A 22,370-nucleotide genomic window follows, 5' to 3' on the forward strand; every position below is an offset into this window, starting at 1 on the left:
AAAGGCGAGCGCCCCACTTCGGACATCGTATTGCTTGGTCAAGCCGATTCGCGGCAGCAAGATGCATGCGATGAGCATGGGCACGACGGAAAACCGGAAGCGATGCTTCATATTGGCGATGTCCAGCGGGCGACAACACGATTATTCGTCGCCATGCGGGACCGCGTCAAAGAACGTATGCGGCCAGCGACGGAATGCCGCGATGTACTTGGCGCAAGTGCGCCAGACCCCATCGTGCTTCGACCCGTCACTGTGCTGCACAGCGGGTCATCCCGCTCGCCTACCTGCAGCTTCACATCGTTGTCCGCGGCTTGCAGCCACTCGATGTGTTGGAACAACGAGCGATCTATCTGTCTCGTTCGGCTTCCAACAGCCCGTCGCCATATCGGCGAAGAAAGTACAGCGCAGCGCGCAGGCCTTCCACTTGCGTGGGGCTTAGCGGCCATGCGTTGGAATCAGCTGGCGGATGCTTCGCACGGCTTGAGGCTTCGCAATATCTCAAGAGGTTGCGAATCACGCCCATCGCCAATGACGTACCGGCGATGTGCATGAGCGAGATGCAGCGCCTGGCGTGCTCAGGGTCTGACGGAAGCTTGGATTCGTCGATGAGCCAGAAGGGTTGGGATGGACGGACGCGTGCTGCGCGCAGCATCAAGGTCATGATTAGTGCTCCGATATGAGGGGCTATCGAGGGGAATGTGTGTAGAACGGCAGGCGCATGGCTTGGCTGGTGGGTGGCCTTGTCGCAACAGGTCACCAGACTGCGTTCACCCGTCACGATTAGTCTTCGCTTAAGTCAATATATCTGTTTTTCAGATTTATAACTGAACAAGGTATATCCAGGGGTAGCCAGTAGGGTCGCCTCATGCCCAAGGCCAAAACACGCAAACCTACATCTGTCCACCGGCAAGAGCATTTGGTGCTGGCCCAACTGGTGCGCGAACTTCGCACGGCTGCAGGGATGACGCAGGCCCAAACCGCCACCGCCCTTGGGATCACGCAGACCGGAATCAGTGACATCGAGAGTGGCGATCGGGGCCTCGATTTGATCGTTGTTCGGGATCTCGTAGGGATTTTTGGAGCGGATTGGTTCGCCTTTGTCCAGGAGCTGGAGACGCGGATACTGGCCGGAACTAAGCCGGCAAGCACCCTCCTGCGGAAGAAGAAATCGCCGAGGGCGATCGGAAACAAGAAGTGAGGGGCTGGGACAGCTGCCGCTGAGCCTGTCTTGATCCTCGTCGGCACCATCGGCCAGTGCGCGTTGCTGCACGATTACCGTCGTGTGCGCTGGCTGTGGCCGCTATTTGGAATGGAGACGATGCCACGTGCAATGACTGCTACGTCAGTGTCGATGAAACACCGCCCCCCCTTATCGAGCCCCATAAAGGGCTCCACGCTCCGTAATCGGCCGTTGACACAATCGTAATCGCTCGATTACGATAAATACCAGGCCGGCTCACCAACCTTCTACACCCTGTCTTAACCGAGTCGGCTGTAACAAGAGCGCAAGGCTATGCTGGAAATTCGTACTTCAGCGTTGTTCAACTCTTGGTTTGAATCACTTGATTTGGTCGCGCGCGGCCGAATCCAGTCCCGGCTCAGAAAGGCGTCGTTCGGGAACTTCGGTGATTGCAAACCTGTAGGAGGCGGGGTCTCCGAGATGCGTGAGCACTTTGGGCCCGGTTACCGGATGTACTACAAACAAGTGGAAGGCGCCGTAATTTTCTTTCTCGCCGGAGGTGACAAGGCCACGCAAACCAAAGACATCGCGCAGGCTGTCAGGTTGGCAAAAGAGCTTTAACACGAGAGTGGCGCGTGCAACACAATGCATGCGCCACTCCTACCTTCGAAGCGTATAACCGCAACAACTACGCTTTGGTGACCAGAATGTCAGACATCAAATATACAACCTTCGATTTCTCTCGGTACTTAGACAACCCAAAGACAATAGCCAGTTACTTAGAAGCCATTCTGGAAGAAAAAGACGCTGGCCTATTGGCCGCTGCTCTTGGTGACATAGCAAAAGCTCGCGGTATGACGGAAATTGCAAATGCCAGCGGGCTAACACGTGAAGCACTATACAAAGCATTGAAAGCAGACTCCTCACCTCGTTTTGACACAATCACACGCGTACTTGACGCGTTTAATTTGGAATTGAAGATCAGTGTCAAGAAGGGTCAACAACAAACAAAAGGAAAAGCCACACGCAAGGAGGCGACCCATACTCGCACTAAATCCACTGCCGCGACTCGTTAAAACCTTATTGGTGACTAAAGCCCCCGGGTGGTCCGCCCGGGGGGTTTTACGCCTATCTGCCTCGCTCGGCTTCCAATAGCCCGTCGCCATATCGGCGAAGAAAGTACAACGCAGCGCGCAGGCCTTCCACTTGCGTGGGGCTGAGCGGCCATGGGGCGGGATCAGGCGGCTGTTGCTTCGTTCGACTTGAGGCTTCGCTACATCTCAAGAGGTTGCGAATCACACCCATGGCCAGTGACGTACCGGCGATGCGCATGAGCGAGGTGTACTGGCTCGCGTCTTCAGGGCTCAGGGGAAGCTTGGATTCGTGGATGAGCCAGAAGGGCTCGGATGGAAGTCCGCGTGTTGTGTGGGGCGTCAGGATCATGATCAGTGCTCCAATATGAGGGGTCCATCGAGGGGAATTGCTTAGACGACATACGCAGGGTTTTCCGGGTGGGCAGCCTTGTTGCCATCGATGTTCAAACACGGGTTTCTGCTTGCCGAATAGTGGATGTTCTGCTCCTGTCCGATACGGGCTTTTCAGAAAGATAGACGCACCGCGACTGACAGATCGACATAAAATATAACAACATGAAATAGAACAAGATGGAGTAATCCATGTTGTTGTTTAGCGTAGCTTCATTACTGGAGCGCGTTACATGCCTAAGGGGAAGTCCATCCATTCCAAGGAGTACCCGGTTTTCCTGCAGCTACTGGTTGAAATCAGGCAGGAGGCGGATCTCACCCAAACCAAGCTGGCCCAAAAAACGGGGCTATCCCAGCCATATGTGTCGGCTGTAGAAAGGGGAGTCTTGAGATTGGACACCTTGCAACTCAGAACGTGGCTGCATGGGTGCGACTCTGACCTCGGTACCTTTGGAACCGAGCTGGAAAGGCGTCTGAAAGCGTTTGGGCGCGGGTCCGAAGGGATGAAGGCTCGACGCGGCAAAAAGACTTGAGGGACAGATCAGCTTATAGTTGACGTCGAACTCTCCGTGAAGGAGCTGACCTATCTTCTGCTGTCGCTGCGGAAATACGAGCAGGCACTCCTAGAACAAGAAAGCGAACACATGGAAGACGCCGCTACCGATCTCATCTTCGTTCGATCTCCGTTATCGAAATTGAAGGCCGCAAAGGAAGGAGTCGGCGGGAGCTAACAAGCGTTAATTACCTCCACCCCTCCCTTCTGAGCGGGAGGCATTTACTTCATCACATTTTCTTCACGCGCCTGAGCGTCAGATTTCGCGATCGCGGCCCAGACCTCATTCATGTGGCAACGATCTTGGATTCCGGCCCAAGTAATGGCCGGACGCGCAACAGGGGGCTGTGAGCGTGAGAGGCATACTATTGATGTTTGCTGATGCTTTGGTGGGCTCACCGGAAGCAGATTGTTATTACCCCTGATTCGTGGCTTGGACAAAACAGGAACAGAACAAAGGAGTTCTGACCCTTTGTTCCATTCGTGGCGTAGCTAACGAAGGGGATGGCAATGCTAATGGAAAGAGCGGCGGTAATCGCCGCATGCGTCGGCCTGTGCGGATGCGCGGGCATTCAGGGATATCCTGACAGATCTTTCACCGCCAATGATGATCTCGCTGCTCTGAAGCAGTACCAGTCCTCGGCAGCCCTTGCCAAATACGACGCCACGTCGAACAGCAATGGCGAGCGAGAGCAATGGCGAAATGAAGTTCTTGAAGCACGTATTCAAGACATCAACCTGCACTTCGATGACTTTCAGCAATCCCTGTATAAACAGGGGATTGGATTTGGCGTGGGAACGGATTGGCTGGTTCTTGGATTGACAGGTTATGGCGCTTTGGCGACCAAGGGCGTGTCAAACGCATTGTCCGCTGCCGCCGCAGGCGTGACAGGTGCGCGCTCCAGCTACGACAAGGAGGCGCTTTACAGTAAGACGCTGATCGTCTTGATGGGGCAGATGGTTGCGCAGCGCCAGTCAGTCCTGGTAATCATTCGAAACGGCGAGAAGCTGGATGCTTCTTCATATCCGCTTACGCGAGGACTGGCGGATATTGATGCTTACTACAACGCGGGAACAATCCCGGGTGCGCTTATGGCTGTTTCCGCCAACTCAGGCGCACAAGCCAAGCAGGCGCAAATCGACCTGGCGAAACTAAATGGAGTACCGCAAGTAGCGCCAGAGGATCCGTCAGTTCAGGTCGAAAAGAATTCGATCAAGAACTGCATCTCAAAGCTTGACGAGCCGACCGCGACCAAAATTGTTGATTCCACGGACTTCATCAAGCTTGAAGCCGATCTCAACTTTGCCGTCCCATCGAATGACGCATCCGGCACGCCGTATACAGCGGTAGAAAAGATTCTTTACCTCGAATCCGCGACAAAATCAGCTGACCAAGTCGACACAATAAAATCGCTCGCCCATTGCGCTGGGAGTAATTGATATGGCGACTGCCAATTTTTCGACAGCAGGCACCCTGAGTCTTGCCGACTTACAGCAGGTTGTTCAGGACAAGGAGCAAGATATTGGTCCGATAACAACAATCAGCTTTCTCGACGCGAATACGATGCTGACTTTCCAGTTTGGAAGCAGTCCTGACGCGATGCATCTAATTTCACTACGGCTTTACGCGGATCACCCAGCGCAGCAATCCGGCATGACACTGGTCTGCGCGGGGACCTGTCTTGTCGGTGGTGCGCAACAAAAAGTTGCAGCCTATCGGCGTACGCCTTAAGGGGCCTCATTCATATGGGTCGGACGGAGTCAACATTTCTGGGTTAACAAGCTTTAATTACCTCCGTCTCCTTTCTGCGCGACACTACACGCCTGCCCCACACCTAACGTCCTTTCAATCGCTTTCCTGGAATCAAAGGAATTCTCATGACGGACCAGATTTACTTTCCAACCGACGGCTTTGCCGACAACCCCGAGCCCCGTTGCCCTTGCGTTTTGCTACTCGATGTTTCCGGCTCAATGAATGGCCGGCCCATTGCTGCTCTCAACGACGGCATTGTCCAGTTCAAAGACGAGCTGGCTGCCGACTCACTTGCCATGAAGCGGGTTGAGGTAGCCATCGTCACCTTCGGCCCGATCGATACCCCGGTTGATTTCACCACAGCCGCCTATTTTCAGCCGCCCCAGCTTCGCGCCCAGGGCGACACCCCCATGGGGGCTGCCATCCACACCGCTCTGGAGATGGTTGAGCGACGAAAAGCCGAGTACAAGGCCAATGGCATTGCCTATTACCGGCCCTGGATTTTTCTCATCACCGACGGTGGGCCTACGGACCAGTGGAGCACTGCCGCGTCGGCCGTGCGGGCTGGTGAGGCCGACGGTAAGTTTGCTTTTTTTGCGGTGGGCGTTGAGAACGCCAACATGGAAACTCTCGCGCAAATCAGCACCCGCACCCCCATCAAGCTCGACGGACTGAAGTTCCGTGAGCTGTTCCGCTGGCTTTCGGCCTCGATGCGCTCCGTCTCGCAATCCACTCCGGGCACCACCCTAGCCCTGCCCCCTCCTACGGGATGGGCGTCTGTGTGAGGTGGGAAACAGTAGGCGCGGCCGCTATCGGCACAGCACACCTTGAAACCAACACGCCCTGCCAGGATCGGGTATGGGCTGGGAGTATTGAACGGGACGGCGATAACCACCTCGTACTTACTGTGGCCGACGGCGCTGGAAGTGCCGCCTGCGCAGAGAAAGGAGCCCAGACAGCGGTCGAGGCCGTTTGTGACTTTGTTCTCCAGTGCTCCGCAGACGACCTCAAGACGATGGGCCCCTCGCTTGCCGATGGGCTCGTTGACGCCGTACGAGCCCGACTTCTTGCCCTAGCCGGGGAAGACGAACGTCCTCTGCGGGATTTTGCGTGCACATTGCTCGTCGCCCTTTCCGGGCCGGACGGCACGTTTGTCCTTCAGATTGGTGATGGCGGCATTGTGCTCGACACCGGTAATGGCCCAGAGCTTGTCATCATGCCTATGGGCGGAGAGTACGTAAATGTGACACGCTTTATCACGGACGACGATGCAACCCTGCACATGGAAACCCGATTGTTTGATGCGCCCATCGTACGTGCCGCCGTGTTCTCCGACGGCTTGCAGCGCTTGGCGCTCGATTTATCTGCCGAGCGCCCTCACCCACCTTTTTTTCACTCTCTCTTTGGCGTGCTCGAGACGGTCAATGACGCGAACCGAGTCGACCTTACGCTTGCCCTTGAACGTTTCTTGGGAAGCGAACAGGTCAACGCCCGCACCGACGACGACAAAGCAATGGCGCTGGCCCTGCTGAGGACGTAGGCCGTGGCAAAGACTTACTTTGACGGCACTGGGCGGAGGGTTTTGCTTGGCAAGGAATTGGGCCGGGGAGGCGAAGGCTCCGTGTTTGACGTTCAGGGTGAGGGCGAACTTGCGGCAAAGATCTATCACAGTGGGGTTGATGCACAAAAACAAGCCAAGCTGCGCCACATGGTGCAAAACCAGGACGCCCAGCTACTCAAGTACACGGCATGGCCCCAGCAAACCATCCACGCCTCCGCGAATGGGCCGGTAGTGGGCTTTCTCATGCGCAAGCTGCCGGACATGACTGCAGCACACATGATGTATGGCCCATCGTACCGAAAGCAGAACTTCCCCGAGCGGGGTTGGGATTTTCTGGTCTATTGCGCGCGGAACGTGGCTGCCGCGTTCACCGTGCTCCATGTGCGTAGACATGTCCTGGGTGATATCAACCAGGGCAACGCCTACCTCAGCAGTAAAACAAGCGCGGCCGTACTCATCGACGCCGACTCCTACCAGATTGACGGCAACGGTACGACCTATGACTGTGAGGTCGGCGTCTCCCACTTTACCCCACCCGAACTCCAGGGCATTTCATCGTTCCGAGGCGTGCGGCGCACGACCAACCATGATGGTTTTGGTCTCGCGCTGCTCATTTTCCACCTGCTCTTTGGCGGTCGACACCCCTTTGCAGGCATGCCACAGCGGGATGACGTGGGTGAGTCACTCGAAGACAACATCAAACAGTTCCGCTTCGCCTATTCGGCCACTGCAGCTCAGCGCCTGATAGCACCCCCACCCCTATCGATTCCGATTGGCGTCGTCCCCCATGAAATGGCGCAGATGTTTGAGGCCGCCTTCACTGAAAGTGGTGCGCGAGGACAGCGCCCGACAGCACGACAGTGGATGGACGCCCTCGACCGGTTGCGCGGCAACCTGCGAAAGTGCCAAGCCTCAACCAACCACACCTTCTCAAACCATCTCGCGGAGTGCCCGTGGTGCGCGCTACAGCGACAAGGCGTGCAGTATTTTGCTCCGGTGTTTCCCAAAGGCACAGCCTTCGCTGGGCCGGTGAGCATTGGTGAAATTTGGAATGCCATCTTGGCGGTCCGTCCGCCTGCGGCTCCGCCCGTGCCTAAACCCGTCGTACAAAAGCCGACGCCACGCGTCCGTCCTGTAGGTTATGTGAGCAACCTGTCGCGCTGGGTGACCGCCGTCGTAGTGATTGCGTTCTACTTCATAATGCTTAGCGCTGCGCCAAAATCCGGGGGGCTCATCTTCTTGTTTTGCGTCGTCGCCCTTGGAGTGACGTATGGCCGTAGCCGGACAGCGAGCACTGCGATTTTGAACGAGCGGAAAGCCGCGCTAACCCGTGCCAAAAACGAACAGGCCGATGCCATCGCAGCTTTTGAAGCCAATGTCGGACCGAGAAGCTTTGAGGCCAAGCGCAAACAGCTTAGCGCCCTCAAAGATGAGTTCAACCGACTTCCGGCCACCGAAAGGAAGGCCTTGGACGACTTGCGCAAGACGGCCGAGGAGCGCCAGCTAAAAGCCTATCTGCAGACATTCTTTATCGAGACCGCTGCTCTTACCGGCATTGGCCCAGCCAAGCGGGCGTCACTTTCGAGTTTTGGCATCGAAACGGCAGCCGATGTGGAATGGTTGAAAGTGCGAGGCATTAAGGGCTTTGGCGACAAACTCACGGGCACGCTAGTCACTTGGCGCAATTACCATGAGGCCCGCTTCAAGTTTGACCCGGCCAAGGCCGTCACGGATCGTGATAGGGCAACTGTCCGCGCGGATCTTAACCAGCGAGCGTACGACATCAGTCGCCATCTTCAATTGGGTCTTCAGCAGTTAAAAGAGTTTGAAGCGTTCCAGACACAGCTCGCCGCCCGGCATACGCAGGCCATCCAAGCGGCTGCGCAGCGTGTCGCCCAGGCCGAAGCGGACATGTCGGTTCTATAAGCGCAGCGCCTGTCAACCCTTCATCCCTGACTCAGGCTCGCCGTATTTTTAGTGAGACATTACTCATTGCGGCCTGTCAAAAAACGCACCATTCGTACCGGGGTACGTCTCATCTAACTGCCTCCGCCTCTCATCGGGCCGATTTTTGCCTCACGACGAACGTCATTTCAGTAAATGGTCAAAGCTCCCTTTTTTGAAGGAAGACTCGACGTAATAAATGGTCTTCTCATATATACCCATTTGCACATCATAAAACTCTGCTTCGTGCTTCTCGTCGTATTTCGGATGCTCATCATCATGATGACGAAATCTTAGTCTAGCCTTCTTCTTTTCGATAACCGCAAGATCGATAAGGTCACTGGCCTCCTCTTCGCTGAGAAAGATAGGAGGCTGAACATGCTCGTCGGGGAATGCCCCCATCAACGATGTGTAGCCTTCCTTGTGAACAATTTCGGCTATCTCGTGGATTAGCTCGACTGGCATGAACACTTCTCTTTTAATCATGCGCTGGCCACCTTTTTCAGCACATCCGACCTGCGGCGTTAGTAGCCTCCAACCTGTTCGAAAGCCATCCCTGTGATGTCGGCTCGCTGGATCAAGCGCTCCAACTCGGCTTTCGCAGAGTCGTTCACATAGATTGACCCACGCATGAGTGGGTCAATGAAGACCACAGGTTCAATGGGAAGCTTGGACCCATCGAATACTGCTTTTGCAATGCTTCCTTCCGGGTACTTCTCTGAACGGCTTTCATCAACGCACGGCACAATTTGGGTGACGTTGTAGTAGTACTCAACGCCATCGTCCACCTCGATCTCCAAAACCTGCCCAAACTTCCGCAGGAAATCTCCTAGTGCATCGCGCACTTTACCGTTAAACACCAGACCCGGAGCCGTAAATGGGCTGACATCCGAACGCGGCTTTTGCTTTTTCTTGCCCTTCTCCACTTTGACGGTGAGTTTCGGCCGCTTCAGCCACTGGAGTTCAGAGCCGTCACCACCAAACTGCTTTTGGAAGTGTGGGTTTTGCATGTCTTCTGCAGTCCGGACCAACGGTGCGACATCGTTCATCCGTGGGTGAGTGATTTCCCAAATCGTCATTACATAAACCTCTCACTTAATAGGGGAAGATGCCCGCGACGAGTTCTTTTTTTATGGTTTTCAGTGCAGTACGGCCAACCTTGTCATCTGTCGCATGCACCTGAGCCGCGCGATCCAGGCGGCGAAAGACTTGATAGTGATAAACCGTAGTGTGCAGTCCCGCATGCTTGACGGCATTTGGGAGGCCGGGCACCTCTGATTTTTTATAACGCGGCAGATAGACTCCGTTATCCGCATCGTTGATGCCGATACCCCAACCAAAGAGCAATTCGCGGGAACCAGCCGCTTCTTCGTCACCACTGGCGACGATGTGATGAGTAGCCACATTCTTTTTGGCAGTCGCTTCGGGACGAACATCGCCTGCTTCGGTCATGTTGTGATGAAGAAGCCTAGAGTGGCCGCCATTGCGCCGACTGACCACGTCTGCCAGCAAAGCCGCCATGAATTGCTCTTTGACGCGCGGAGGAAGCGTATAACCATTCTGATAGCAAACACGCTCTCGCTCTTCTTGCTGGCTAAGCCGATTTTCAAGCTCGTAAGAGAGGCTGCCCTTCACTCTTTTGTTAGCTTGGGCTCTGGTTTGCGCGGTGATTGGCGTGGACTGATTGGCGGCGTTTCCCGCCGAAGACTGCGGTGAACTCATGTTCGCTCTTTCCTTGTCATAAACCGGCCTTGCGGTTTCCCAAATGGTTCGGCGCGGACCGGTAACGTGCCGATTTCTTATCTCACACCATGCCGCACGTATACAGTGCCCCATTTCCCCTCGGCGGCAGTGCCACTGTTTGACTCAATAAGACCATTGAGCCGAGATTAGTAGCTCGTGCGACTCATTATAAGCACGGATGGAGCAGCGTAACCTGTGATCCTGGGAACCATTCCGTCGTTGGCCATATGTATTGCTTGACTGGAGAAAAAAGTGTCACGCAGTTTGCAAAAAACGGGACATTGTCCACAGGGTTCCGAGGCGTCATTGCGGCGCGTGGAGAGTGAGGATTCAGGGCCCGGCAGCTTGTCCAATGGCACCACGTTGTGGCCCCACGGCAATTGGGCAACAGCCTGTTGCACAAATTCGGCATCCAGCCATGTGGGAAGTGCAGCAAGCTGCGCGCGGAGAGTGTGGGATTGTCCGATCCATCCATGGACCGGACCCTTCCGCGCTACGCGCTCCAGGGCCAGCCTTCGGCTGTCCAAATTTGTTCCCGACAAATTTGTCGAACCGGTGGGTTCTCCGAACAACCACTCTCTCCGCCACCCATAAAAAAACGCCCATGCGGGCGTCTTTTTTATGGGTGGCGGAGAGAGTGGGATTCGAACCCACGGTAGGCTTACACCTACGGCAGTTTTCAAGACTGCTGCCTTAAACCGCTCGGCCATCTCTCCGTGTTTTGTGGCGAATCCTGTGTCTTGAGGCACTTAGGAAGTCGCTGAGCCCCGGCTTTCGCCGGGGCGACGAGTCATATGCAGACTCGTTTGCAAGGCCGCCAATCCTATCAGGAATCGCGTGCCCGCGGGCCATGTCGCCCCTTCCGCGACAGCGACACCAGCGCCCAGACCGTAATCGCCACGGGGATCAACCCGCCTAGCAACGGAAACAACGTTGCGGGATAGCGCAGCACCATCGGCAGCAATTGCGTGGCGGTGGCGAAAGCAATGATCCACAACCGCCAGCTACGACGCTTGCGGGCGATCCAGAAACTGGCAATCACCAACACAAGGGCAACGATGCTGAAGATCAAGTCAACCGTCGGAATCTGCCACACGCTGGCGAAGCTCAAGCGTGTGCCGATGACGGAGGCGAGCACGGCCATGAGGAAGTAGCTGGTGTAGAACTCCACCTTGTCCCATGAGCGGCTCGCCGGCGTGGTCATGCAATGTTCTCCGCACCGTGCATGTAGTGGCGCAGGGCTTCGGGCACGGTGATGGAGCCGTCGGCGTTCTGGTAGTTCTCCATTACCGCGATCAGCGTGCGGCCGATGGCGAGGCCGGAGCCGTTGAGGGTGTGCACGAGTTCGGGTTTGTTGGTTTCCGGGTTGCGTACGCGGGCTTGCATGCGGCGCGCCTGGAAATCCGTGCAGTTGGAGCAGCTGGAGATTTCGCGGTAGGTGTTCTGGCTGGGCAGCCACACTTCCAGGTCATACGTTTTGGTGGCGGTGAAGCCCATGTCGCCGCCGCACAACAGCACTTTGCGATACGGAAGGCCAAGCTTTTGCAGCACGGTTTCGGCGTGGCCGACCATTTCTTCGAGTTGCGCGAAGGAATCTTCAGCGCGTGTGATCTGCACCATTTCCACTTTTTCAAACTGGTGCTGGCGGATCATGCCGCGCACGTCGCGGCCGTAGCTGCCGGCTTCGGCGCGGAAGCATGGGGTGTGTGCGGTGAGGCGCAGCGGCAGTGTATCGACGTCTTGAATGGTATCGCGCACGAGGTTGGTCAGCGAGACTTCCGCGGTGGGAATCAGGTAGCGCTTGGTTTCGCCCACTTGGGTGGCGAACAGGTCTTCTTCGAACTTGGGCAACTGGCCGGTGCCCTGCATGGTGTCGGCGTTGACCAGCAGCGGTACGTTGCATTCGAGGTAGCCGTGTTCGTGCGTGTGCAGGTCGAGCATGAATTGCGCGAGGGCACGATGCAGTTGCGCTAGCTGGCCGCGCATCACCGTGAAGCGCGCGCCGGAAAGCTTGGCGCCGGTTTCGCCGTCGAGCCAGCCGTGGCGCTCACCGAGGTCGACGTGGTCTTTCACGGCGAAGTCGAACTGGCGCGGCGTGCCCCAGCGGGTGATTTCCTGGTTGTGGCTTTCGTCGCTGCCGAGCGGCACGGATTCGTGCGGCACGTTAGGGATGCCGAGCGCTATGTCGTTGAGCTTGGCCTGCACCTCGGCCAGGGCGTGCTCGTTGGCCTTGAGCTTGTCGCCAATGCCGGCGACCTCGGCCATCAGCGGGGCGACGTCTTCGCCCTTGGCTTTGGCTTGGCCGATGGCCTTGGAGCGGGTGTTACGCAGGTTCTGCAGTTCCTGCGTTTCGGTGGAGAGCTGCTTGCGTTGGCTTTCCAGCGTTTCCACGGCAGCCACGTCGAGCGTGAAGCCACGGGTTTCCTTGAGGCGCGCGGCGGTTTCGGCCAGGCGCGAACGCAGCAGTGCGGGGTCCAGCATGTTCGGATCCGGAAGTGGGGCAAGAACGCCGGATTATCGCTGTGGGGGCGCTGCGGTCGCAACGCGGTGCCCTGCCCTTGTGACGCGGGTCAGGCTGGCTTGCGCTCCTGGCGGCCGATCCACCAGGCCATCACGGTGCCGGCCAGCAGCCAGCCGATGAGTTGCTCGACCAACGCGGCCCAGGTCAGCGCTTCGGGGAAGCGGTACCAGTTCCAGTACGGCACAAGCACGGAGAGCCAGGCGAACACGGCGGCGGCCGCGGCTAGCCCCACGCGCCTGGCGAAGCTGAGGGTGGCCAGGCCCATGATGATGGCGAGTGCCAGGGAAGCGAGGGTATCGGATGCCCATTGGCGCGATAGCTGGCTGTGCATGTCGAGCATGTCTTCGCCTTGGGGTTGGTAGACGATCCACGCATAAGCTGAGGCCGGCGCTTTTTGCGAGTAGGCGGCGCGGGCGGCCTGGTTGTGCCATTGCTTGGGGTCGAAACTGGGCAGGATGTAGACGCCTGGAGTTTGGCCCAGGCCTTCGTGCAACGTGCTTAGCACGGCGTCTTCGTGTACGGGTTGGTGGATGCCGGGGTTGCCCAGGCCCAGGGCCATGTGTGCGATGCCGCCCCAGATGAACATGACGATGCCGCCGAAGATGGCGGCGATGAGGATGCGCATGGTGGTGCCCTCCCCTCAGGATGGTGATGGGGAATCTAGGCGGTGTTTGGGTGGGGTGCAAATGCCTGGGTGGGCCGTGTAGGTTGGGGTGCAAACCCCAACATTGCGATGCCTGTGAGGATGGCGATGTTGGGGTTTGCACCCCAACCTACGGGTTGCCTTGTTGCGAGATTGCTTTATCCGGAGCTACTTCTTGCGGGCTTGCTTCCGCGCTTCGCGTAACGCGAGCAGTTTTTCGCGCAGCTTCAGTTCCAAACCACGCTCCACCGGCTCGTAGAACTCGGTGCCCGCCAACGCATCCGGCAAGCATTGCTGATCGAGCGCAATGCCACCTTCCGCGTCGTGATCGTATTGATAGCCTTTGCCGTAACCCAGGCCCTTCATCAAACGTGTCGGCGCATTGCGCAGGTGCATGGGCACTTCCAGCGTGCCGGTTTGGCCGACGACTTCGCGTGCCTTGTTGTAGGCCATGTATGCCGCGTTGCTCTTGGGTGCGATGGCCAGCCAGATGGCGAGTTGTGCGAGGCCGAGTTCGCCTTCGGGGCTGCCGAGGCGTTCGTAGGTGTCCCAGGCATCCAGTGCCATGCGCCAGGCGCGTGGTTCGGCCAGGCCGACGTCTTCCACCGCCATACGCGTCATGCGGCGCGCGAGGTAGAGCGGATCGCAGCCGCCGTCGAGCATGCGGGTGAGCCAGTACACGGCGGCGTCGGGGTCGGAGGAGCGGACGGATTTGTGCAGGGCGGAGATCTGGTCGTAGAACTGTTCGCCGCCTTTGTCGAAGCGGCGCGTGCGATCGGCCAGCACTTGTTCCAGCGTGGTTTCGTCGATCTCGTGGCCATCGGCCAGTTCGGCGGCGATTTCCAGCAAGGTGAGTGCGCGGCGCACGTCGCCATCGGCGGCCTGGGCGATCAGGCGCAAGGCTGAGTCGGATACGTACAGTTGCTGTGCACCGAGGCCGCGTTCGGCATCGGTGAGTGCGCGTTGCAAGGCTGCAACGATGTCGTCGACGGAGACGGCATCCAGCACATGCACGCGGCAGCGTGAAAGTAGCGCCGAGTTCAGTTCGAACGAGGGGTTTTCGGTGGTGGCGCCGACGAAGATGATCACACCGCGTTCGATGTGCGGCAGGAAGGCATCCTGCTGCGCTTTGTTGAAGCGATGCACTTCGTCCACGAACAGCACGGTGCGCCGGCCTTGCGCGAAATTGACTTCCGCTTCGGCCAAGGCCTTGCGCACGTCCGGCAGGCCGGAGAGTACGGCGGAGATGGCGCGGAAGTCTGCATCGGCGTAGCGCGCCACCAGCAGCGCCAGTGTGGTTTTGCCGCAACCGGGCGGCCCCCATAGCACCATGGAGTGCACGCGGCCGGCTTCCAATGCGCGCCGCAGGGCTTTGCCGGGTGCAAGCAGGCGTTGCTGGCCGACGATCTCGTCGAGGGTGCGCGGGCGCATGCGTTCGGCCAGGGGCTTGAGTTCTTCGGTGTCGCTGCCGAACAGTTGCGGGGTGTGGGGTGCTTCGCGTCGTTCCATCGGTGGATGATAGGACATCCGGCACGTTCGGCCCTTGGGAGCCCCTCTTGCCTAAAGAAATACTCGGCATTTATTATTGATGATGATTTATTGCATTAATGATTCATAGCTTAGATTTGGCTTAATTCAATTACGTCATTTAGCCGCCAAATTAGCCGCTTTTATTACACCACCAATGCAAACCTTAGATCAGCCTTAGCGCATTTTCTTTCGCATTACATAATCGTCATTTTTAATGTAATTGTTATGGAAGTGTCATAAAGCATCTTTACGGTGTCGGCCTTTCTACAACCCCGCCGATACCGGAAAAAAACAATGACGTCATCGACACATGCGCTCTACCGCCGCACGCCGGTTTATCTCGCCCTTTGCGTGGCCCTGGCTATTGCCGCCCCCATCCACGCGCAGGACGCGAACAACCAAGGCAATGCCATTAGCGGCCCAAGCGCCTCGGACAATAGTGACGGCGACAACACTTCCAATAAACCCAAAACCCTTAATGGCGTGCAGGTAACGGCCAATACGGCGGTCAGCTCGATTGCCCCCACCCAGGGCTCGACCATCGCGACCGAGCCGCAGTCGATTATCGGCAGCACCTTTATCCAGGAAAACATCCCGCCCACCGGTGACTACACCGACGTCGCCGCCATCTCGCCGAGCGTGTACACGGTGACACCGAACGGCGCGGGTTTGATGGAAGCGGCCGTGGTTTCCATCCGCGGCTTCCAGGACGGCCAGTACAACGTGACGTTCGACGGTATTCCGTGGATGGACTCCAACGACTTCACGCACCACTCCACCTCGTACTTCACCAACCAGGAAACCGGTAGCGTGGTGGTGGATCGCGGCCCGGGTACGGCCAGCACGCTGGGTAATGCCACGTTTGGCGGCACCATTTCGGTGGATTCGATCAATCCGCAAGCCAAGTTCAACGTCAATCCGTACATCAGTTTCGGCAGCTGGGATACGGCTATTGAAGGCGTCCGCGTCGATACAGGCAGCTTTACCAGCAGTGGCACCACCGCTGTGGTCAACCTGCAGAACGGCGAATCGGATGGCTACCTCAGCTACGCCGGCCAGCGTCGCCAGAGCGTGTTCGCCAAGGTTGTGCAACCGCTGGGTGACAACACCACGCTGACCTTCGCGGCGATGTGGAACAACTTGAACCAGTACGTGCCGTTCGGTGCCACCAAGGCGCAGATCGCGCAGTACGGTGTCAATTACGCGCTGAACAACGATCCGACCAGCCAGGCGTACTACCGCTACAACGAAGACAAGATCGATACGGACATGGCCTACATCGGCCTGCACTCGGAATTCTCCGGCTGGACGATCGACAACAAGACCTACACCTACGGCTATAACCATTTCGGCTACAACGGCGAAGACCCGAATGGTGAAACACCTAATGGCACTGCCTATAGCCCCGATGACGTACCCGGCCAGCACATGCGCAACACGAACCGTTCGTGGGGCGACATCTTCCGCCTGAGCAAGGAAATCGGCCCGGGTGAAGTACGCACCGGTGTGTGGTACGACCATCAGGACGATATCCGCTGGCTGTATGAATTCGACGACACCCTCAATGAGCTCAACCCCGTGGTCAACCCCGGTGCAGCGACACTGCAGGAGGCAGCAGCCGATCGACGGATGAACGACACGCTGGTCACGATCCAGCCGTTCATCGAATACCAGTGGAACATCACCGACAACGCATACTTGGTTGGCGGCGCGAAGTACGACTACTTCAAGCGCAATATTGATGCGTCGGCGAACCAGAAGACGGAAACCCCGCTGACCTATTCCAAAGACTGGAACGCCACCCTGCCCTCGCTCGCTTTCCACTATGCGTTCAGTTCGAACTGGACGGCGTATGCACAGTGGGCCAAGGGTTACCTCGCACCGAACCTCAATCTATTCTACGTGCCCAATCCGGCCGTTTCCGATGCGGCTGTGCAGCCGGAAAAGACCACCAACCTCCAACTGGGTACGACCTGGAGCAGCGATCGCCTGACGCTGTCAGGTGATATCTACAAGATCAACTTCAACAACTTCGTCCAGAGCCAGCATGTCGGCGGCATTCTGGAGTACTACAACGGCGGCGGCGTGCACTACAAGGGCGTCGAGCTGGAAGGCACTTACATGCTGGGTGGCGGCTTCAGCGTTTACGCCAACGGCTCGTTGAACCGCGCCATTCAGACCGCCGACAACTCGTGGAATCCGAACACCCCGCACAAGACGGCCGCGCTGGGCTTCATTTTCAACAACGGCCCCGTGTACATGTCGTTGGTGGACAAGTTTGTCGGCAAGACTTATTACACCGCCAATGCCAACGACGACACGCCGATCGGCGGCTATGCGATCACCAACTTCGCCGCCAGCTACAAGTTCGATCCGCACATCACCAACGTGAAGGATTTCAAGATCGGCTTCCAGATCAACAACATCTTCAACAACACGACCATCAACGCCCTGGCCGGTACCACCGCTGCCGATGGCACGCCGCTGTACTGGACCATTCCGGCGCGCAACTTCAACTTCACCGTGTCGGCGGATCTGTTCTGATGAAACGCAGCGCACTGCTGGTTTCATTGCTGCTGATCGGCCAGCCCGCCCTGGCCTACGGCGACGGCGCCTCTCCCGCCGTCGCCCCATTGTCGAACCTGCTGCCGCCTCCGCCGGCAGCAGGTTCGACGGCGGCTCAGCACGATTTGCAGGCGGTGCTGACTGCGCAACGGTCACGCACGGCGCAGGACATGGCAGCGGCCAAGGCGGATTCGGAGCGCTCCGTGTTCCGCTTTGCCGATGCCTTGGGTTTGACGGTGCAAGCGGCGGCGTTGCCGAAGACGGCTGCATTCTTCGATCGCGTGGCCAAGCTCGACAAGGCCGAGGCGAAAGAGGCCAAGGAGTTTTGGAAACACCCGCGCCCTTCGGTGGTATCCAGCCAGGTGCATGCCTTGTCGAAGGAGAAGCCCGATGATTGGAGCTATCCCAGTGGGCACGCTACGTTTGGCTACAGCACGGCGGTGTTATTGGCCAACATGCTGCCGGAAAAGCGTGAAGCGATTTTTGCGCGAGCGGAATTGTATGGCGAGCATCGCATCGTGATGGGCGTGCATTTTCCCAGCGATGTGGAGGCGGGGAAGATTGCCGGGACGGTGATTGCGGATGAGATTTTGCGGGATCCGCAGTGGCAGGCTGATTACGATGCGGCGCGCGGTGAGTTGCGGCATGCGTTGGGGTTGCAGTGATTTACATGCTACATCCCCTGCTTGCAGGGGATGGTTGAGATGGAGTTAGGCAACCCCGTGGTAAGGTCATTTTTACCTCACCGTCATTCCGGCGAACGCCGGAATCCAGTCAAATAAACAGTGCGAAGCACACATAACCTTTTTATTTTGAGCGCTTCGCGCAGCATATTTGCACTGGATTCCGGCGTTCGCCGGAATGACGGTGAGGTAAGTCCAACCTTATCGAGCAGATCGCTGCAAAAAGAAATGCCGGTAAATGCCGTAACCCAAACCGACAACGCCAGTCAGCGCCGCAGGCACCAGCAACACCCGCTCCTGCATATGCGCATAACCCAGCGCCCCGAGCATCGCTCCAATAATGAAATGGCTGGCCACCAGCACGCAGATATGGATGCGTAGCATGTCCACGTCCAATCCACGCAAGCGCTGGCCCAGGTACATGCCCAAATCCGTAAAGATGCCCGACACATGCGTCGTGCGCAGTGCCGCGCCGCTGTAGGTACTCACCATCGCGTTCTGCAAACCGCACGCTGCGGCAGCGAGATAAAGCCCAAGGTCCTTGGCGTCGTGAATCAAGGGCATGGCCGCGAACAGCAATAGGGATTCCAGCATCAGCACGACGCCATAGCGGCGCCCCAGCTGCAACGTTCGCTGCTCAACGATAAAACCGCTCACCATGGCGCCAGCCAGAAACGCCACAATGGTCAGGCCCCAATGTGCGATTTCCTTAAGGTCGCCCTGTGCCACCGCAATGCCGAGTTCGGTGCTGGTGCCGGTGAGATGTGTCACCGGTTGATGGCGAAAACACAGATAGCCGACCGCATTGATGCAACCGGCGACCAGCGCAAGCAGGCCGCCGCCGATCCACGCCCAACGGGGCAGCTGACGAATCAATTCTTCAAGGGTTGTGTGGTGAGTTCCGGCAGATCGCCGATCACGTCTGCGCCTTTCGGCGGCGTGAAGTTGAAATCCTGCGGCGGGATTTCAGGATTGCGCTTCCAGTTGGAGAAGCGGATGTCGGTGGTGGCGCCGAGCTGGTCCTTGAACTGCATGCGTGCCAGGCCGTTCGCATCGAAGCCAAGATCGGCGTAGCTGAATTGCGGGTCTTTGGCCGTGGATGTCAGTCGCAACCAGACCAGGCCGTCGCGCTCGCCCTGTTCGGTCACGTGGAATTCTTTATCGAGTTGCGCGAGATCGGTAAGCACGGTCAGGGGGCTGTGTGCTTCTTCCGTGTCCTGCCGGCGTACGGTGACTTGTTCCAGATCCGGGTCGTACAACCAGACGCGGCTGCCGTCGGCGACGATGGTTTGCTTGTACGGGGCGAGCGTATCCCAGCGGAACTGGCGTGGGGCCTGCAGCACCAGCGTGCCGTTGCTGGTTTTGCTGGTTTTGCCGTTGGGGTCAGTGAGGGTTTGCGTGAAGTTGCCGGAGACCGCGTGCAGGCCTTGGGCGAAGGCGTCGAGGCGAGTGCGGGCTGGGCCAGTGACGGCTTGGGCAAGAGTGCTTACCAGCAAGATAAGGAAAGCGGCGAAGCGGAGGCGTTTCATGGATTCCCGTTCCTGGTGTATCGGATGTGGCAAGCATAGTGGGTCAGGGTGAGAGGTGGCCGAACCCCAACCCAATGACGTGCGTGGTGGCAGGTCGTCCCCGAGGCATCTCATCCCTCAAGGTCGTCATTCCCGCGAAAGCGGGAATCCATTTTCGCTTTTCGGCCAAGGGCAACATGGATTCCCGCTTTCGCGGGAATGACGGTTACGTAAAATCAAAATTACCTGCGAGAACAAGTCACTCGTCAAAGCTCAATGCTTCGGCGGCGGCGGCGCCAGCACTTCGCGGTTGCCGTTATGCAGCGGCGCACTTACGACGCCATCCTGTTCCATCTGTTCGATCAAACGTGCAGCGCGGTTGTAGCCGATGCGCAGATGGCGCTGCACGCCGGAGATCGATGCGCGGCGTGTTTCGGTGACGATGCGCACAGCCTTGTCGTAAAGCTGCGCTTCGGCATCGCCGCCTTCTTCGCTTTCCTGCGGCAGGCCGGATTCGTTGATGAACTTGCCGTCGCTGGTGGCCTGCACTTCTTCCAGCACGCCTTCGATGTATTGCGGCGCGCCTTGCGACCTCAGCCAGTTCACTACGTTGTGCACTTCATGGTCGTCCACGAAGGCGCCGTGCACGCGATCGGGTGTGGCAGTGCCAGGTGGCAGGTAGAGCATGTCGCCGTGACCCAGCAGGGTCTCGGCGCCGGATTGATCCAGGATGGTGCGCGAGTCGATCTTGCTCGATACCTGGAAGGCGATACGCGTCGGGATATTGGCCTTGATCAAGCCGGTGATCACGTCCACCGACGGGCGCTGCGTGGCCAGGATCAGGTGCACGCCGGCAGCGCGCGCCTTCTGTGCCAGACGGGCAATGAGTTCTTCCACCTTCTTGCCGACGATCATCATCATGTCGGCAAATTCGTCGATGATCACTACGATGTACGGCAGCGGTTCCAGTGGCTCGGCTACCTGGTTGGGCATGTCGGGATTCGGGCGGAACAGCGGGTCTAGCAGCGGCTGGCCGGCGTTCTCGGCGTCCTTCACCTTCTTGTTGAAGCCGGCAAGGTTGCGCACGCCCACCGCGGCCATCAGCTTGTAGCGGCGTTCCATTTCGGCCACGCACCAGCGCAACGCGTTGGCGGCTTCCTTCATGTCGGTGACGACCGGCGCGAGCAGATGCGGAATACCCTCGTAGACCGAGAGTTCCAGCATCTTCGGGTCGATCATGATCATGCGCACGTCTTTGGCGCTGGCCTTGTACAACAGGCTCAACACCATCGCGTTCACCGCCACGGATTTACCGGAACCGGTCGTACCGGCGACCAGCAGGTGCGGCATCTTGGCGAGATCGGCCACCATCGCGCGGCCGCCGATATCCTTGCCCAGCGCGAGCGTCAGCGGCGATTTTTGCTGATCGTATTTGTCGGAGCGCAGGATTTCCGACAGGTACACGATCTGCTTCTTGGCATTGGGAATTTCCAGGCCGATCACGTTCTTGCCCGGAATCACGTCGACCACGCGCACGCTGACCACGGAGAGGCCGCGCGCGATGTCCTTGTCCAGGCTCGAGACCTGGCTGCCACGCACGCCAGCGGCGGGTTCCAGCTCAAAGCGGGTGATCACCGGGCCGGGATAGACGCCGACGACCTTGGCCTCGATCTTGAAGTCTTTGAGCTTCAGCTCGACCTGGCGTGACAGCACTTCCAGGGTTTCTTCGGAATAGCCGGGCCCTTGCTCCGGCGCTTCATCCAGCAGCGACAGCGGCGGCAGTTCCCCCGGCTGCGCGGCGCCGACGAACAGCGGAATTTGCGTTTCCACGCGCGCGCGTTCGCTCTTCACCACGGGTGCGGCGGGTGCCTCGATGCGTACGGGTTCGCGCTTGGCCTGCTTGATCGCCTCGGTCTTCTTCACCACTTCGCGTTCGACGCGTGCCTGGTGTGCGGCAATCACTTCCGGCGCCTTGCGCAGCTTGCCGCCAAACCAGCCGGCGAGCTTCAGCACGCCCTGCCCGGTGAGGTCCATCAGCTTGAACCAGGAGAGCCCGGTAGCGAAGGTGACGGCGACCAGGAAAATCGCCAGCAGAAACAACGGCGCGCCTTTGTCGCCAAACGCACCCAGCAGGCCGTGGCCGATGCCGCGGCCGATCACCCCACCCGGCCCTTCCGGGGCCATCGTGCTATCCCGGAAGATGATCCAGCACAGCCCCGGCGCGGTGATGAAGAAGAACACCGAACCGATCAGGCGCAACGACGGCTCCCACGGCTGCACGCTGCGCACGCCGTGATTGCGCAACACCTTTATGCCGAGTAACAACAGCAGCAAGGGGAAGCAGTAGGCCACGATGCCGAACAGGTAGCGCAGCAGGTCGGCGATGTACGCGCCGACCGTGCCGCCGAGGTTGTGTACGTGGGCGCCGGTGTCGGCATGCGACCAGCCGGGATCGGCAGCGTCGTAACTGAAGAGACACACCAGCAGGTAGAGCGCCAGCGGCAACAGCAGCAGCGCGCCCGCCTCTCGCAGGCGGCGCTTTACTTCCTCGCTGAGGCCGGTCTTTTCCTTTGCTTTTCGAACGTTTGCGCTGCGCGCCGCCACCGGGGTGTGTTTCCTTTTAGGAATGTCGAACGAATAACTTCATGCGCGTTGCAGTGTAACAAGGGGTATGGACCGGATAGCGACAGCGCAGGCACCAC

At 58.3% G+C, this 22,370-nt stretch carries 23 protein-coding genes and 1 tRNA gene; 12 read left to right on the forward strand and 12 right to left on the reverse strand.

Features of this window, described 5'->3' with window-relative positions:
- Nucleotides 1-346 precede the first annotated feature (346 nt).
- On the reverse strand, nucleotides 347-661 hold the full coding sequence (locus IEX75_RS00450) for a hypothetical protein (RefSeq protein ID WP_188792312.1): 315 nt from the start codon (nucleotides 659-661) through the stop codon (nucleotides 347-349).
- A 204-nt stretch (nucleotides 662-865) separates the two neighbouring features.
- Between IEX75_RS00450 and IEX75_RS00455 the strand changes: the two genes are divergently transcribed.
- From IEX75_RS00455 to IEX75_RS00505, 10 genes are all read left to right on the forward strand, one after another.
- A complete protein-coding gene (locus IEX75_RS00455; protein ID WP_188792313.1) occupies nucleotides 866-1,198 on the forward strand; it encodes a helix-turn-helix domain-containing protein in 333 nt (110 codons plus the stop codon).
- Nucleotides 1,199-1,513: 315 nt separating this feature from the next.
- Nucleotides 1,514-1,801, forward strand: coding sequence for a type II toxin-antitoxin system RelE/ParE family toxin (locus IEX75_RS00460; protein ID WP_188792314.1), 288 nt, complete (start codon nucleotides 1,514-1,516; stop codon nucleotides 1,799-1,801).
- Nucleotides 1,802-1,887: 86 nt separating this feature from the next.
- A complete protein-coding gene (locus IEX75_RS00465) occupies nucleotides 1,888-2,256 on the forward strand; it encodes an addiction module antidote protein (RefSeq protein WP_188792315.1) in 369 nt (122 codons plus the stop codon).
- A 641-nt stretch (nucleotides 2,257-2,897) separates the two neighbouring features.
- Complete coding sequence (locus IEX75_RS00475; protein WP_188792317.1) at nucleotides 2,898-3,197, forward strand: helix-turn-helix domain-containing protein; 300 nt, start codon at nucleotides 2,898-2,900, stop codon at nucleotides 3,195-3,197.
- A gap of 36 nt (nucleotides 3,198-3,233) precedes the next feature.
- The gene (locus IEX75_RS00480; RefSeq protein ID WP_188792318.1) at nucleotides 3,234-3,395 is read left to right on the forward strand and encodes a hypothetical protein; all 162 of its coding nucleotides are present in this window, start codon (nucleotides 3,234-3,236) and stop codon (nucleotides 3,393-3,395) included.
- Between the two features lie 326 nt (nucleotides 3,396-3,721).
- On the forward strand, nucleotides 3,722-4,657 hold the full coding sequence (locus IEX75_RS00485; protein ID WP_188792319.1) for a hypothetical protein: 936 nt from the start codon (nucleotides 3,722-3,724) through the stop codon (nucleotides 4,655-4,657).
- A 1-nt stretch (nucleotide 4,658) separates the two neighbouring features.
- On the forward strand, nucleotides 4,659-4,949 hold the full coding sequence (locus IEX75_RS00490) for a hypothetical protein (RefSeq protein ID WP_188792320.1): 291 nt from the start codon (nucleotides 4,659-4,661) through the stop codon (nucleotides 4,947-4,949).
- A gap of 146 nt (nucleotides 4,950-5,095) precedes the next feature.
- Complete coding sequence (locus IEX75_RS00495; protein ID WP_188792321.1) at nucleotides 5,096-5,755, forward strand: vWA domain-containing protein; 660 nt, start codon at nucleotides 5,096-5,098, stop codon at nucleotides 5,753-5,755.
- A complete protein-coding gene (locus tag IEX75_RS00500) occupies nucleotides 5,740-6,510 on the forward strand; it encodes a PP2C family serine/threonine-protein phosphatase (RefSeq protein ID WP_229720582.1) in 771 nt (256 codons plus the stop codon). The genes IEX75_RS00495 and IEX75_RS00500 overlap by 16 nt, the downstream gene beginning before the upstream one ends.
- 3 nt (nucleotides 6,511-6,513) lie before the next feature.
- Nucleotides 6,514-8,457, forward strand: a complete 1,944-nt coding sequence (locus tag IEX75_RS00505) for a helix-hairpin-helix domain-containing protein (protein ID WP_188792323.1) — start codon at nucleotides 6,514-6,516, stop codon at nucleotides 8,455-8,457.
- A 162-nt stretch (nucleotides 8,458-8,619) separates the two neighbouring features.
- On the opposite strand, the gene IEX75_RS00510 is transcribed toward IEX75_RS00505, so the two are convergent.
- The 8 genes from IEX75_RS00510 to IEX75_RS00545 form a co-directional block, all read right to left on the reverse strand.
- The gene (locus IEX75_RS00510) at nucleotides 8,620-8,961 is read right to left on the reverse strand and encodes a hypothetical protein (protein ID WP_188792324.1); all 342 of its coding nucleotides are present in this window, start codon (nucleotides 8,959-8,961) and stop codon (nucleotides 8,620-8,622) included.
- 38 nt (nucleotides 8,962-8,999) lie between these two features.
- Nucleotides 9,000-9,554, reverse strand: a complete 555-nt coding sequence (locus IEX75_RS00515) for a hypothetical protein (protein ID WP_188792325.1) — start codon at nucleotides 9,552-9,554, stop codon at nucleotides 9,000-9,002.
- Between the two features lie 16 nt (nucleotides 9,555-9,570).
- Complete coding sequence (locus IEX75_RS00520; protein WP_188792326.1) at nucleotides 9,571-10,197, reverse strand: AHH domain-containing protein; 627 nt, start codon at nucleotides 10,195-10,197, stop codon at nucleotides 9,571-9,573.
- Nucleotides 10,198-10,844: 647 nt separating this feature from the next.
- Nucleotides 10,845-10,934, reverse strand: a tRNA-Ser gene (locus tag IEX75_RS00525).
- 110 nt (nucleotides 10,935-11,044) lie between these two features.
- Nucleotides 11,045-11,422: an LrgA gene (locus tag IEX75_RS00530; RefSeq protein WP_188792327.1), complete on the reverse strand. Its 378-nt coding sequence runs from the start codon at nucleotides 11,420-11,422 to the stop codon at nucleotides 11,045-11,047.
- Nucleotides 11,419-12,699, reverse strand: coding sequence for a serine--tRNA ligase (gene serS, locus IEX75_RS00535; protein ID WP_188792328.1), 1,281 nt, complete (start codon nucleotides 12,697-12,699; stop codon nucleotides 11,419-11,421). Before serS ends, IEX75_RS00530 begins: the two co-directional genes overlap by 4 nt.
- Nucleotides 12,700-12,788: 89 nt before the next feature.
- Nucleotides 12,789-13,364, reverse strand: coding sequence for a hypothetical protein (locus IEX75_RS00540; RefSeq protein ID WP_188792329.1), 576 nt, complete (start codon nucleotides 13,362-13,364; stop codon nucleotides 12,789-12,791).
- 186 nt (nucleotides 13,365-13,550) lie between these two features.
- Complete coding sequence (locus IEX75_RS00545; protein ID WP_229720745.1) at nucleotides 13,551-14,891, reverse strand: replication-associated recombination protein A; 1,341 nt, start codon at nucleotides 14,889-14,891, stop codon at nucleotides 13,551-13,553.
- 315 nt (nucleotides 14,892-15,206) lie between these two features.
- Between IEX75_RS00545 and IEX75_RS00550 the strand changes: the two genes are divergently transcribed.
- Together IEX75_RS00550 and IEX75_RS00555 are read left to right on the forward strand one after the other, a co-directional pair.
- Entirely contained in the window at nucleotides 15,207-17,456 is a 2,250-nt protein-coding gene (locus tag IEX75_RS00550; protein ID WP_188792331.1) for a TonB-dependent receptor, read from the forward strand.
- Entirely contained in the window at nucleotides 17,456-18,142 is a 687-nt protein-coding gene (locus IEX75_RS00555) for an acid phosphatase (RefSeq protein ID WP_188792332.1), read from the forward strand. The genes IEX75_RS00550 and IEX75_RS00555 overlap by 1 nt, the downstream gene beginning before the upstream one ends.
- A gap of 219 nt (nucleotides 18,143-18,361) precedes the next feature.
- On the opposite strand, the gene IEX75_RS00560 is transcribed toward IEX75_RS00555, so the two are convergent.
- From IEX75_RS00560 to IEX75_RS00570, 3 genes are all read right to left on the reverse strand, one after another.
- Nucleotides 18,362-19,036 carry a YoaK family protein gene (locus tag IEX75_RS00560; protein ID WP_188792333.1) on the reverse strand — a complete coding sequence of 225 codons (675 nt, stop codon included), beginning with the start codon at nucleotides 19,034-19,036 and terminating at the stop codon, nucleotides 18,362-18,364.
- Nucleotides 19,033-19,689, reverse strand: a complete 657-nt coding sequence (gene lolA, locus IEX75_RS00565) for an outer membrane lipoprotein periplasmic chaperone LolA (RefSeq protein ID WP_188792334.1) — start codon at nucleotides 19,687-19,689, stop codon at nucleotides 19,033-19,035. Before lolA ends, IEX75_RS00560 begins: the two co-directional genes overlap by 4 nt.
- A 252-nt stretch (nucleotides 19,690-19,941) precedes the next feature.
- The gene (locus IEX75_RS00570) at nucleotides 19,942-22,272 is read right to left on the reverse strand and encodes a DNA translocase FtsK (protein ID WP_188792335.1); all 2,331 of its coding nucleotides are present in this window, start codon (nucleotides 22,270-22,272) and stop codon (nucleotides 19,942-19,944) included.
- Between the last annotated feature and the right edge of the window lie 98 nt (nucleotides 22,273-22,370).

It is taken from the genome of Dyella nitratireducens (assembly GCF_014642835.1).
Lineage (GTDB): Bacteria > Pseudomonadota > Gammaproteobacteria > Xanthomonadales > Rhodanobacteraceae > Dyella_B > Dyella_B nitratireducens.

Bases quoted from the DNA above. Each gene is read 5' to 3' on its own strand.
- IEX75_RS00450 (WP_188792312.1), bottom strand. From the start codon at position 661: ATGACCTTGATGCTGCGCGCAGCACGCGTCCGTCCATCCCAACCCTTC.
- IEX75_RS00455 (WP_188792313.1), top strand. From the start codon at position 866: ATGCCCAAGGCCAAAACACGCAAACCTACATCTGTCCACCGGCAAGAG.
- IEX75_RS00460 (WP_188792314.1), top strand. From the start codon at position 1,514: ATGCTGGAAATTCGTACTTCAGCGTTGTTCAACTCTTGGTTTGAATCA.
- IEX75_RS00465 (WP_188792315.1), top strand. From the start codon at position 1,888: ATGTCAGACATCAAATATACAACCTTCGATTTCTCTCGGTACTTAGAC.
- IEX75_RS00475 (WP_188792317.1), top strand. From the start codon at position 2,898: ATGCCTAAGGGGAAGTCCATCCATTCCAAGGAGTACCCGGTTTTCCTG.
- IEX75_RS00485 (WP_188792319.1), top strand. From the start codon at position 3,722: ATGGCAATGCTAATGGAAAGAGCGGCGGTAATCGCCGCATGCGTCGGC.
- IEX75_RS00490 (WP_188792320.1), top strand. From the start codon at position 4,659: ATGGCGACTGCCAATTTTTCGACAGCAGGCACCCTGAGTCTTGCCGAC.
- IEX75_RS00495 (WP_188792321.1), top strand. From the start codon at position 5,096: ATGACGGACCAGATTTACTTTCCAACCGACGGCTTTGCCGACAACCCC.
- IEX75_RS00500 (WP_229720582.1), top strand. From the start codon at position 5,740: ATGGGCGTCTGTGTGAGGTGGGAAACAGTAGGCGCGGCCGCTATCGGC.
- IEX75_RS00510 (WP_188792324.1), bottom strand. From the start codon at position 8,961: ATGATTAAAAGAGAAGTGTTCATGCCAGTCGAGCTAATCCACGAGATA.
- IEX75_RS00515 (WP_188792325.1), bottom strand. From the start codon at position 9,554: ATGACGATTTGGGAAATCACTCACCCACGGATGAACGATGTCGCACCG.
- IEX75_RS00520 (WP_188792326.1), bottom strand. From the start codon at position 10,197: ATGAGTTCACCGCAGTCTTCGGCGGGAAACGCCGCCAATCAGTCCACG.
- IEX75_RS00530 (WP_188792327.1), bottom strand. From the start codon at position 11,422: ATGACCACGCCGGCGAGCCGCTCATGGGACAAGGTGGAGTTCTACACC.
- serS (WP_188792328.1), bottom strand. From the start codon at position 12,699: ATGCTGGACCCCGCACTGCTGCGTTCGCGCCTGGCCGAAACCGCCGCG.
- IEX75_RS00540 (WP_188792329.1), bottom strand. From the start codon at position 13,364: ATGCGCATCCTCATCGCCGCCATCTTCGGCGGCATCGTCATGTTCATC.
- IEX75_RS00545 (WP_229720745.1), bottom strand. From the start codon at position 14,891: ATGGAACGACGCGAAGCACCCCACACCCCGCAACTGTTCGGCAGCGAC.
- IEX75_RS00550 (WP_188792331.1), top strand. From the start codon at position 15,207: ATGACGTCATCGACACATGCGCTCTACCGCCGCACGCCGGTTTATCTC.
- IEX75_RS00555 (WP_188792332.1), top strand. From the start codon at position 17,456: ATGAAACGCAGCGCACTGCTGGTTTCATTGCTGCTGATCGGCCAGCCC.
- lolA (WP_188792334.1), bottom strand. From the start codon at position 19,689: ATGAAACGCCTCCGCTTCGCCGCTTTCCTTATCTTGCTGGTAAGCACT.